The sequence below is a fragment of the Mesorhizobium delmotii genome (assembly GCF_900149755.1).
GTDB classification, from domain to species: domain Bacteria; phylum Pseudomonadota; class Alphaproteobacteria; order Rhizobiales; family Rhizobiaceae; genus Mesorhizobium; species Mesorhizobium delmotii.
The window spans coordinates 81,712-92,925 of record NZ_FUIG01000021.1; the positions used below are offsets into that span (position 1 = coordinate 81,712).

General features: G+C 61.6%; 11 protein-coding genes and 1 pseudogene. 5 read left to right on the forward strand and 7 right to left on the reverse strand.

Going from position 1 to position 11,214, the window contains the following annotated elements; genetic code table 11:
• Nucleotides 1-140: 140 nt before the first annotated feature.
• The 3 genes and pseudogenes from yghU to BQ8482_RS12730 form a co-directional block, all read left to right on the forward strand.
• Nucleotides 141-1,007, forward strand: coding sequence for a glutathione-dependent disulfide-bond oxidoreductase (yghU, locus tag BQ8482_RS12720; protein WP_123147951.1), 867 nt, complete (start codon nucleotides 141-143; stop codon nucleotides 1,005-1,007).
• A 383-nt stretch (nucleotides 1,008-1,390) separates the two neighbouring features.
• Nucleotides 1,391-1,690, forward strand: coding sequence for a hypothetical protein (locus BQ8482_RS39190; protein ID WP_244602772.1), 300 nt, complete (start codon nucleotides 1,391-1,393; stop codon nucleotides 1,688-1,690).
• Nucleotides 1,691-1,846: 156 nt separating this feature from the next.
• A pseudogene (locus tag BQ8482_RS12730) lies at nucleotides 1,847-2,419 on the forward strand (sulfotransferase family protein); the annotation flags it as partial.
• A 445-nt stretch (nucleotides 2,420-2,864) separates the two neighbouring features.
• Here BQ8482_RS12730 and minE read toward each other — a convergent pair.
• From minE to BQ8482_RS12750, 4 genes are all read right to left on the reverse strand, one after another.
• Nucleotides 2,865-3,137, reverse strand: a complete 273-nt coding sequence (gene minE, locus BQ8482_RS12735; RefSeq protein WP_023803855.1) for a cell division topological specificity factor MinE — start codon at nucleotides 3,135-3,137, stop codon at nucleotides 2,865-2,867.
• Nucleotides 3,134-3,949 carry a septum site-determining protein MinD gene (gene minD / locus BQ8482_RS12740; RefSeq protein WP_029351318.1) on the reverse strand — a complete coding sequence of 272 codons (816 nt, stop codon included), beginning with the start codon at nucleotides 3,947-3,949 and terminating at the stop codon, nucleotides 3,134-3,136. Before minD ends, minE begins: the two co-directional genes overlap by 4 nt.
• Before the next feature lie 97 nt (nucleotides 3,950-4,046).
• Nucleotides 4,047-4,808 (reverse strand): septum site-determining protein MinC, encoded by a 762-nt coding sequence (gene minC / locus BQ8482_RS12745; protein ID WP_123147953.1) that lies wholly within the window; start codon nucleotides 4,806-4,808, stop codon nucleotides 4,047-4,049.
• Between the two features lie 167 nt (nucleotides 4,809-4,975).
• Nucleotides 4,976-5,410, reverse strand: a complete 435-nt coding sequence (locus BQ8482_RS12750) for a hypothetical protein (protein ID WP_123147954.1) — start codon at nucleotides 5,408-5,410, stop codon at nucleotides 4,976-4,978.
• Nucleotides 5,411-5,683: 273 nt separating this feature from the next.
• Between BQ8482_RS12750 and BQ8482_RS12755 the strand changes: the two genes are divergently transcribed.
• Entirely contained in the window at nucleotides 5,684-6,394 is a 711-nt protein-coding gene (locus tag BQ8482_RS12755) for an SOS response-associated peptidase (protein WP_123147955.1), read from the forward strand.
• Here BQ8482_RS12755 and BQ8482_RS12760 read toward each other — a convergent pair.
• Nucleotides 6,391-6,651 carry a hypothetical protein gene (locus tag BQ8482_RS12760; protein WP_123147956.1) on the reverse strand — a complete coding sequence of 87 codons (261 nt, stop codon included), beginning with the start codon at nucleotides 6,649-6,651 and terminating at the stop codon, nucleotides 6,391-6,393. The two genes, BQ8482_RS12755 and BQ8482_RS12760, sit on opposite strands and share 4 nt — an antisense overlap.
• Nucleotides 6,652-6,654: 3 nt before the next feature.
• Complete coding sequence (locus BQ8482_RS12765) at nucleotides 6,655-6,915, reverse strand: hypothetical protein (RefSeq protein ID WP_123147957.1); 261 nt, start codon at nucleotides 6,913-6,915, stop codon at nucleotides 6,655-6,657.
• 135 nt (nucleotides 6,916-7,050) lie between these two features.
• Between BQ8482_RS12765 and BQ8482_RS12770 the strand changes: the two genes are divergently transcribed.
• The gene (locus BQ8482_RS12770) at nucleotides 7,051-7,230 is read left to right on the forward strand and encodes a hypothetical protein (RefSeq protein WP_123147971.1); all 180 of its coding nucleotides are present in this window, start codon (nucleotides 7,051-7,053) and stop codon (nucleotides 7,228-7,230) included.
• A gap of 258 nt (nucleotides 7,231-7,488) precedes the next feature.
• On the opposite strand, the gene BQ8482_RS12775 is transcribed toward BQ8482_RS12770, so the two are convergent.
• Nucleotides 7,489-10,842 carry an adenylate/guanylate cyclase domain-containing protein gene (locus BQ8482_RS12775; RefSeq protein WP_123147958.1) on the reverse strand — a complete coding sequence of 1,118 codons (3,354 nt, stop codon included), beginning with the start codon at nucleotides 10,840-10,842 and terminating at the stop codon, nucleotides 7,489-7,491.
• Nucleotides 10,843-11,214: the final 372 nt, after the last annotated feature.

The following is an 11,214-nucleotide window of genomic DNA, read 5'->3' on the forward strand; positions in this document are numbered from 1 at the left end:
ATAGTTCAACATAAGTTGAACTTCCTGCTGACCGCACTACCTGTATCTATGTGTAGATGAACCTGCCCCACGAATCTCCCGCTTCCATCGCGCAAGCTGATCGCCCAAGACCCTCCCGCTTACAACACAAGGCTCCCGAGATGAACCAATACACACCGCCGAAAGTATGGACCTGGAACAAGGAAAATGGCGGCGCCTTCGCCAGCATCAACCGGCCGATCGCCGGCCCGACGCATGACAAGGAGTTGCCGGTCGGCAAGCATCCGCTGCAGCTTTACTCGCAGGCGACACCGAACGGCGTCAAGGTGACGATCATGCTGGAGGAGCTCTTGGCGCTCGGCCACAAAGGCGCCGAATATGACGCCTGGCTGATCAGGATCAACGACGGCGACCAGTTCGGCAGCGGCTTTGTCGAGGTCAACCCCAACTCCAAGATCCCGGCGCTGATGGACCGCAGCGGGCCAAAGCCGATCCGCGTCTTCGAATCCGGCTCGATCCTGGTGCATCTGGCCGAAAAATTCGACGAATTCCTGCCGACCGAGCAGCCGGCGCGCGCAGAAACCCTGTCGTGGCTGTTCTGGCAGATGGGCTCGGCGCCCTATCTCGGCGGCGGCTTCGGCCATTTCTATACCTATGCGCCGGAAAAGATCGAATATGCCATCGACCGCTTCGCCATGGAGACCAAGCGCCAGATGGACGTGCTCGACCGGCGCCTCGCTGAAAGCGAATATCTCGGTGGCGACGCCTACACGATTGCCGATATCGCCGTGTGGCCCTGGTATGGCGGGCTGGCCAAGGGGCGCATGTACAACGACGCCGGCGAGTTCCTGTCGGTCACGGAGTACAGACACGTGCAGCGCTGGGCCGACGCGATCGACGCGCGGCCGGCGGTGCAGCGCGGGCGCATGGTCAACCGCGCCTTCGGCGAGCCCGCGATGCAGCTGCACGAGCGCCACGACGCCAGCGATTTCGACACCAAGACGCAGGACAAGCTGGCGGCGGAGTGAGCAGAGCGACGGAGCTGAGCGGATGACGCGCTGATGTCCCCCTTGTGGGGGAGATCGGCAGCTTCAACCCGCCCCGTCTCGACGGCGGATTGCACAAGCCGCAGGCAGGCTTCCGCGCTGCCCAAACCCAGGCATATGTATCCGGAAATATATATTGGTTGACTAAAGTAACGGAACGTCCAATGCACATTCCCAGAACCGAACATGTCCGCTTTCAAACGGCTTAGACCAAGCTGTCTATCTGATAAACATTATGGTCTAGGCATGTTGATATTGGTGCTGGCCTGACCTGGATCTCGAAACCGCAAACCGTCTCAATGGTCCAGTACTCGCGGGTCGCGGATTACCTGTGTGTCTTTCGCCCGGTTCCATAGATCAGCCGGATGACGGACACAAAATATCCAACCTGCGAAACGATCAAGGTAAGAACCGTCCAGCCCAGCGCCTTCCAGATCGAACCCGTTGCCAAAAAAGTCGAGAGCGCCACGACGAATGACGCGGTGGCCATCCCCACCAGGAACTGTGGAGAATTCATCGCTTTTCAAGGCCGTCCCGGAGCTTCTACAGCCGCGACGACCACCCTTGCCCATTTACCCCACACCAACGTTTTCACCCTTTCAATGGTTGCGCAAGTGGCTATGGATCAGAAGTGTGTGCGCATGCTTAATGCATCCTATGGTTGAGACGCTTTCTGGCTGGTGCTGTTCCATTCAAAAGAGCTGATCTGGTGAGGGAAGGCACGATGGAAATTTGTTGCGTGCCGGGCGCTCCGGGCGCAACGTGGGCGCTACGGACTGCGATAAAACAAGAATATCAGTCCAGGGAGACTGGGGGATCACATGGCGCTCAAGGTAATCGGCGCGGGGTTCGGGCGCACGGGCACATGGTCGACCTTTGCCGCGCTGAACAGGCTCGGCCTTCCCTGCTATCACATGCAGGAAGTGATCCTCAACAAGGCCAACAAGGGCCACCTCGACTTCTGGCGCAAGGTAGCGAACAGCAAGCCCGGCACGCCGCACGACTGGGACCGGGTGTTTGCCAACTACACGGCGACGGTCGACAATCCCGGCTGCTGCGTGTGGCGGGAGCTGCTGGCCGAATACCCTGACGCCAAGGTGCTGCTGACGCTTCACCCGCGCGGCGCCGAAGGCTGGTACGACAGCACGATCGATACGATCTACTTCACCGAGAATCTCTGGCAGTTCAAGATTTTGGAGTGGCTGACGCCGTTCGGCCGAAAATTCGGCGACATGTCGCGCAAGCTGATCTGGGGCCGCGTGCTGGCCGGCGTGATGGACGACCGCGAGCGGGCGATCGCGCGCTACAACGCCTACACCGAGGAGGTGAAGGCAGCCGTTCCGCCGGAAAAGCTCCTGGTGTTCACGGTGACCGAAGGCTGGGGGCCGTTGTGCCGCTTTCTCGGCGTGGCGGAACCGCAGGAGCCGTTCCCGAACCTCAATGACCGCTCAAGCGTCAAGAAGGTGATCCGCGACGTCATCAAGGGATCCTACATCATGCTCGGGCTGTCGATCGCGGGGGTGGTGGCGGTGCTGGGCGGGTTTTGTGGTGGCTGGGGTAGCGGTGGTTGGGTGGGCGGGCAAGCCTCTGACAGCGGCTGCAGCTCAGGCGATATTCTTGGATACGCAGGCGGGACAGCACCCCCCTCTGGCCTGCCGGCCATCTCTCCCCCACTTGGGGGAGATGGCCGCTTCGGCGCTCCGCGCCCTCTTACACCGTTGCAGATTGGCGAAAGCCGGCGCGACGTCCGATCTCCCCCCAAGTGGGGGAGATGGCCGGCAGGCCAGAGGGGGGCGCGAAGGATCGCAGCGGGGGGCGAGAAACCCGACCCTTGCGAGCTCAGGCCGACATCGCCAGCGGCCTTGCGCTCTTGTTGGGGATCTGGATGTCGATTTCCAGCGTCGACATCGTCTCGCCGCGATCCATCGAGACCTGCAGATAATCCTGGTCGATCTGCACATGCCTGGCGATTACGGCCATGATCTCCTCGCGCAGCACCGAGACGAGATCGGGCTGGCTGCGGTTGCGGCGCTCATAGGCGAGCAGCACCTGCAGCCGCTCGCGCGCCACCGGCGCGCTGCCGCGCCGCTTGAAGAGGTCTAACAGGCTCATGCTGCCCTCCTTCCAAAAAGCCGATCGAGAAAGCCCTTGCGCTCGAACGGCACGACGACCGGCAGTTCCTCGCCCTCGAGCCGTTTGGCCGCCTCGATATAGGCGCGGGCGGCGGAATTGGTGGGATCGCTGAGCGTCACCGGCGAACCGAGGTTGGAGGCCTTGAGCACGTCCTGGCTCTCGGGAATGATCCCCAAAAGCGGCGTCGACAGGATCTCCAGAACGTCGTCGATCGAGAGCATTTCGCCGCGTGCCGCGCGCGCCGCATCATAGCGCGTGACCAGCACGTGCTTGGCGATCTGCTCGCCGCGCTCGGCCTTCACAGTTCTCGCATCGAGCAGGCCGATGATGCGATCGGAATCGCGCACCGAGCTGACTTCGGGATTGGTGACGATGACCGCCTCGTCGGCAAAGCGCATGGCGAGCTGCGCGCCGCGCTCGATGCCGGCCGGACTGTCGCAGAAGACGTAGTCGAACACCGAGCTTAGCTTTTCGATCACCTCGCCGACGCCCTCCTCGGTCAGCGCATCCTTGTCGCGCGTCTGCGAGGCCGGCAGCAGGAACAGCGTCTCGACCCGCTTGTCGCGGATCAGCGCCTGCGAGAGCTTGGCCGTTCCCTGGATGACGTTGACCAGGTCGAACACCACCCGCCGCTCGGCGCCCATGATCAGATCGAGATTCCTTAAGCCGACATCGAAGTCGACCAGGGCCACCTTCTTGCCGGTTCTTGCGACCGCGGCGCCAAGGGCGGCCGTCGAGGTCGTCTTGCCGACGCCCCCCTTGCCGGAGGTGACCACCACTACCTTGCCCATATATGCCTCCATTATTGTTGTTGGTATTGTTAAGCGTCTGATTTATGCAATGCGCTTAAGTTATTGTTTCATTTCGATATCCCAAAACCGCCGTGCGTTAGCTGAACGGCGCGATGCGCAGCGTGTCCTTTTCGAGAAACGCCTGGACCGCTTTTCCGCGCAACGACGGCTCCATCTCCTCGGCGGTGCAATACCAGCCGTCGACCGACAGCAGCTCGGCCTCGTTCTTGCGGCAGAAGATGCGCGCCGCCGAATGGCCGAGCACACCGGCCGACGCCCGCCCGCGTAGCGTGCCGTAAACGTGGATGGAGCCGGCGGCGACGATCTCGGAACCGGAGGCGACGGAGCCCAGCACGATGACATCGCCATGCGCGTGGAAGACCGACTGGCCCGAGCGGATCGGCGTCTTGACCATCAGCGTCGCCGGCGCGTCCGGCTGCCTGTCTTCTGGCTGCTTGCCCGGTTCCGCTCTGCCTTCTTCCGCCCTGCCCGCCTCTTCCGGCCTGCCCTTGCTGTCGGCCTGCATCAGCAGCCCGGCGGTGGCCTCCTTCGCGCCTATCAGCACCGGCGGCAGATTGGCCTCGAGCGCCGTGCTGCCGTCGAGCTCGATGGCATAGATGCGGATGCCGCGCCGGCCAAGCTCGGCGACCAGCGCTTCGATCTGACCGACCTCAGGCTTTAATGTGTTGAGGTTGAGCACCACCGGCCGGCCGGCAAAATAACCCGGCGAGTTGCCGATCCAGCGATCGAGGCTTTCCAGCCACTCCGAAAGCGGCGCCTCCGGCGTGAGCGTGAAGGCGACAAACGAGCGGGCGCGAAAACGAATGGATTTGGTCTCGACGGGGGCGGCGAAGGTCACGGACAGCGATTCCTTACTGATAGGTAAACGCTAGCCAGCCATGGTTAACGAAAGGTTAACGGAGGGGGTGTTCGCGACATTAGGAAGCCATTTACTGACAGGCTCGACCGTGTCAGCAGCCGAGCGGACAGCGCTAGAATTCCTGCCCTTCCTCGACACCTTGCTTGCTAAGTGCCCTTCGCTGCGTCCTCGATCAGTTCCGCTAGCAAGGTAGAGAACCGCTCGTCAGTCCTATCCCCTATGTTTCCCACTTCTCTCGCCACGATCCCGGGCGAAGAGACGGACACTTGCCCACTCAGCTGAACGTTGACCGTGAACGTCCTTCCGACTGCCTCCTTGTCCATTCCTCGCTTGCTGTAGACTTTGAACCGAATGGATGGTGTTGACGCTTTGGCTTGGCGGCGTGGCGCGGTGTCCATCTCGACAGTCACCTCGCCGGCCACCTCAGCCTTGGCCGCTTCCAACGACGCAACCACGACGTCGTTTAGCCAGGCCCTGGCTTGCGCGCCGAAGTCCACCCCCTCGCCCTTCTCATTGCGGACCTTCCCCTCTTGCTCACGGGCTTCCTTCCCGCGCTCAAGGGCTTCTTTGAACTTAGACATCGTGGTTTGCCTCCGATTGTGAGCGCATGAGACCAGCCGTCACATCGCTCCTAATGGGTAGAACGCGCACAATCGGCGTCCGTTGCGTAAGCGGAGCTCGCGGTTCGCCGCTGCGCACGGTAGTTTCCTTCTGGCGCGGTCGATCGCCCGGGTGGCGGCGGTGATCGCGGCGCTGCGGTGGTGGCTGGGGTAGCGTGTCAGCAGCCAGCCGGACAGCGCTGGAAATTCCCTGCCCTTTCCCACAAGATGCCTGAACATCCCTGAGGCTTCGACATGTGCAACCTCTACAACATCACCACCAGCCAGGAGGCGATCCGCCAGTGGACTCGCGCCCTGCGCGACACCCTCGGCAATCTCGAACCCTCCATCGACATCTACCCCAACCAGCCCGGCCCGGTGGTGCGCAACGCGCCGGACGGGACGCGCGAGCTGGCCAATCTGCTGTGGGGCATGCCGACGCCGATCGAGCGGGTGAAGGGCAAGGCCGACTACGGCACCACCAACATCCGCAACCCGCAATACGGCCACTGGCAGCAATATCTCGGCGTCGAGAACCGTTGCGTGGTGCCGCTCACCAGTTTTGCCGAGCCGAGCCCAACGCCCGGCGACAAGGATCCGGATACCGGTATCCAGAGGAATTATTGGTTCGCGCTGAACGAGGAGCGGCCGCTGTTCTTCTTCGCCGGCCTGTGGACGCGCTGGCAAGGCGTGCGCAAGGTCAAGGACGGTCCCGGCGACTTCGAGCTCTACGGTTTTCTGACCACCAGGCCGAACGCCCTGATCGCGCCGATCCATGAGAAGGCCATGCCTGTCATCCTGACCACGCAGGAGGAAACCGAGACCTGGCTGACCGCGCCGTGGTCGGAGGCCAGGCACCTGCAGCGCACCGCACCCGACGACGCGCTGGTGATCGTCGACAAGCCGGCGACGCAGATCAAGTTTCCGCAGGCGCCACAGGCGTCGGTACAGGGTTCGCTGTTCTAAAGCTTGAACTTCTGCAGCACCCAGATGTAGCCCTTCGGCGGATGGTCCTGGTCGATAAACTGGGTCTTCACCGTCGCGTCCGTTCGGCTGCACCGCTTGCACTTGAACCGGATGGTCTCCAGCGGCTTGTTCCAGCCCACCACCTTGGCCACGTCGTTGGCCCGGAAGCGGCCGACATGGTAGCAGTGACCGCACTCGACGATCACCAGCATGTTGGCCTTCGCGGCACGTCCAACGCTGTCCATCGGCCCGGCCATGGCTCATTTCCGAGTCAAATAGTCCTCGGGAAGCGGAAGCAGGCCAAGATCCGGCATCCGGAAATTGGGCTCCTTCTCCGCTACGCTGGCCATCACCTCATGCAATTTTTCGACAAGCCCGCAAAGCTGCCAAAACAGCTCGCCATGCGCCTTCAGATGCAGTTGCGACGAAAGCACCGTCTTGCGCAGGCTCAGAGCGTCCCTGATGATCGCCTCCGCATGCCTCGCCGACAGCCTGTCAAACCGGCTTTTTCGTCTGCCCATCGCGGCTCTCCCCAATTTGTGAGCAACCGCCCCACCTACCGACAAATAGGAAGGCATTCCTCACGGAGTCAATTCACACTTGACATTTTTGTTCCCGTTTTGTTCAATTTGAACAGAAACGATCGGAGCATCGCCATGGACCACATCGTGACGCTGGACAGCCGCCAGGAGGCCGCCCTTCAGGCAGTAGCCGACAGGCTCATTGCCCAGCACAAGGGCGATGCGGTGAAGGCGCTCAAGGAGATGATCGTGCTTAATGGGCATTTGCAGGAGCGGCTGGATGCCCTGTCGTCACCACGCCGAGCGACGCGCTAGGCGCTCAGAGAGGACGGTAGTAGGACGCGTGTTCAAACGTGCCGTTCGAAGTTCGGCTTAGCGCCAATTGTTGCCGTTCGCTTGTGGCGGAAGGAACGGCCACTCGTTGATGCAGAGCGGTCATTCGCCGCCGGAGGCGATGTGAGGTGATTTGATTTAGACCCTGTTCAGACGTCCCGGAGATTAGTTCTTGTCGTCGAGACAATACAAAGAACGAGGCGTGCTCGGTTTGATCTTGGTGGCCTTCTGAAAGTGCATCTATCTAAATTGATCGAGTAGTTCCTTTGCTTCGACGAGGTCGCGCGTATCGAGACCTTCGGTAAACCAAGCATATACAGGAGTCAGCAGGTCGCGAGCCTCTCCGTCTCGGTCCCGAGCGTGGTACCGCCGCGCGAGGCTAAGAGCCGCCCGCAACTTCAGCGATTTCGTACCTTCGTCGCGGGCCATCGTCATGGCCCGTCTGAACCAGCTTTCGGCGGTATCGTCATTCGGATTTTGCCGCAGCAGGAGTTCACCCTTGGTGCGGAACAACTCCGGAAGTTGATACTTCGAGCCGGACTCGGCAATGCTCAAGCCCTTATCCAGCAGGTCAAGTCCCTCGCTCGCCTCATCACACTCGCCGCAGGCCCGCGCCAGGACGCACAGGTAGTATGGCATACTCACTTTGACGCCAGTCGCGCCGATGACTGCAATGGCGTCGCGCATCTCCGGGATGCCTTCGGCTGCCCGTCCCTCTTCAGCAAGCACCCAGCCGAGATAGAACTTACCCTGAGCGATTAAGATTGGCAGGGCGAACTCCTGGGCCTGCGCGGTCCACTTCTGCAACCATTGGCGTCCCGCGCCAGGTTCGCGCCGCATCAGATGGACGTTGGTGAGGTTCGACTGCGCTAGCACCAGCGTGATGGGATGAGACACCCGCTCGGCCAACGCATTGGCCTCTCGGCAACGGACAAGGGCTTGGTCGGTATAGCCACGAAGCCAAAGGATAGACGCAGAGTAGATCCTGCAGCACACTCCGGGGTCGTGCCCTGAGTAGGTGTAAGTCAGAGCATGATGCCGGTCGGGGTCATAGGTCACAATGCCGAAATTCACGTGGGCTTCCGCGGCGGCATAGTCTCCCAAATAGTACTTGGTGGCCCAGAGCTGATGATGCGCCTCGAGGAGATGGCCCGGATCACCGGATGCCCCTGCGAGCTCCAGGCATTGAAGGCCGAGTTCGTCAGCGGCGGGCAAATTGCCAGAAACCATGTGGTACGAGGCTTCACCACAGAGCGCGACGAAAAGCTGATTTTTGTCGCCCAGCTTCTCGGCAAGCGTTCGCGCCTTGGAAAAGGCCTCCAGTACTTCCGGAGCGCTCCAGCCCCTGGCCGGCTTCATGGCCACAGCCATGGCGTTCTGGAGTCGAAGCTCCTGGCGCAGGCGACCCTCGGAGTCGGGCAGGGAACCAACCACCTCAAGTCCCTTGCCAAGGTGGGCCACAGCCTCGCGGTTCGCGGACCGCTTCAGGGCTTGCTGGCCTGCCTTCAGCCAATACTCAATAGCCTGCTCTGCGTTGCCTGCGGCGGTGTAATGGTGCGCCAGCGTCTCAGGCTCGGCCTCTGTGATCTCGCGGAACTGCGCTTCCAACGCTGACGCGATGACAGCGTGGATCTGCTGCCGTCGGCTCTTGAGGAGGCTCTGATAGGCGGTGTCCTGCACGAGCGCATGCTTGAACGTGTAGGTCGCCTCGGGCGGGACGCCACGTCGAAAAGCGAGTTCGGACTCTTCAAGTTGCTGCAGGATGCCCTCGAGCTGGGCATCGTCGTAACCGGTCACGGCAGCCAGCAGACGATGCTGGAAGATACGGCCGATGCAGGCGCCGATCTGGGCCACCTCCTTGACCGGGGCGAAACGGTCAAGGCGGGCCATCAGCGAGTCCTGCAGCGTCGACGGGATCGCAAAGGAGGGCAACTGGACCGACAGGACATAGTGGTCACCGCTATCGATGAGGAGGCCGGACTCAAGAACAGTCTTGGTGAGTTCCTCGACGAACAGGGGCACGCCTTCCGTTTTGGCTAGGATCTGGTTTCTGACCTCTGTCGGCAGCGCCTTGCCGCCGGCGACACGGTCGACGATCGCTGATCCCTGATCGTGATCAAGGCGGCTGAGCGATACCGCAGTGACGTACGATAGCAGCGTCCACCGTGGCTTGAACTCAGGGCGGAAGGTGATGATCAGAAGCACAGGCAGGTTCTGCAAACCGTCGATCAGCATGTCGAGCCATTCGCTGGTCGTCGGATCGATCCAGTGGGCATCTTCAATGACCATCACGACAGGTTGTCGCGCCGCAAATCCTTCGAGCAGTTGGATCAGGGTTGTCAGCGTTCGTGATTTACGCGCCTGGGGCGTCAGCTTCAGGGGCGCATAGCGGCCAGCGGTGTCGATTGACAGCAGCTCCACCAACAATGGTACCGTTTCGGCAATATCGGAGACAGCCTGTCGCAACAGAGTTTCGAGTTTATCGAGCTTCGTATCCGAAGTGTCGCTGTGTCCCAGTCCCGCAGCGCGCTCGAGTTGCTTCGTGACGGGATAGAGTGCGCTGTTTGCGTGGTAGGTGGAACAGAAGTAGCGCAACCGGGCGTGCGGCTCGGAACTCAATCGCTCCTCCAGCGCAGCAGTCAGCCGCGACTTGCCGATCCCCGGCTCACCCGACAACAATATAGCTTGGCCTTTTCCGGCGCGAGCCTGCTGCCAGCGTTGAAGCAGAAGCTCGAGTTCCTCGGATCGTCCCACCAACGGCGTTGCAACGCCATGCAGCGCATCAAAGCGCCCCTCCGCATCTGCCTCGCCGGTGATGCGCCAGGCGGGAACGGGAGTTGCGAAGCCCTTAAGTTGCTGGTGGCCGAGATCGATCATGTCAAACAATCCGACGACCAGCCGGTGAGTGCCACCAGCGACCACGACATTGTTCGGCTCGGCCAGGGCCTGCAAGCGAGCCGCAAGGTTGGGCGTTTCGCCGACGACAGCCTCTTCCTGCGCTGATCCTTCGCCAACCAGGTCGCCAACCACGACGAGACCGGTGGCAATGCCAATACGGGCCGCAAGGGGTTCGCCCGATGGCGTCGTCAGGCTAGCGGTCGCCGCTGCTGCCGCCAGACTCGCGCGCACTGCCCGTTCGGCATCGTCTTCATGCGCCCTGGGCCAACCGAAATAGGTGAGCACACCATCGCCCATGAGCTTGGCAACATAACCCTCGTAGCGTGCAATCTCCGCTGACACCGCACTCTGGTAGGCACGGATGACGTCGCGCATTTCCTCCGGATCGAGCCGCTGTGACAGCTCGGTCGACCCCACGAGGTCGATGAACGTCACGGTCAGCTGCCGCCGCTCGGCCTCACGTACAAGCGCGGCTGACACCGGAGCGGACACGGAACTCGCGGGCGACATGGTGTCGTCGTCCAATGCGGCAATCGCCGCCAGAACCTTGCGACGCGGGCCGACGGGTAGGCCCAGCTCCCTTAGGTCATTTTCTGTGAGATGCCGAAGCGCGTCGAAATCAACTTCGTTCGCGGTGAACGCCTCTATGTACTTGTCCAGCCCGAGTCGGGTCAACCACGAAGCGATGTCCGGCATGATGCTACCTCGCTGGCCGGAAATCTATCACGACCGTCGCGCGCCGGACAGCAACACTCCGCAATTCATGTCTTCGCTTTCGGAGCAAACACACCCCCAAGGTGGCCTGGCGAATGTCGGCTCGCAACGCTTTCCGGACCCTCAAGATCGCGAGACTGAACCGCAGCCATGGGTCATGGGCGTGAATTCACGCAAGCGCTAACGAGCGTCCGCTCAGGGCGCTTAGCGGAAGCTTCGGGGACCGATCTGAATACGCCGTTTAATTAGCCACAATGTTAGCACGAGTGGCCCGCCAGCTAGTTATCGGCTTTGCGCCATTTCCGGGCCTTCGCGGTCGCAAATGCGAACGTCGCACCCCCAACCCGATGCAGA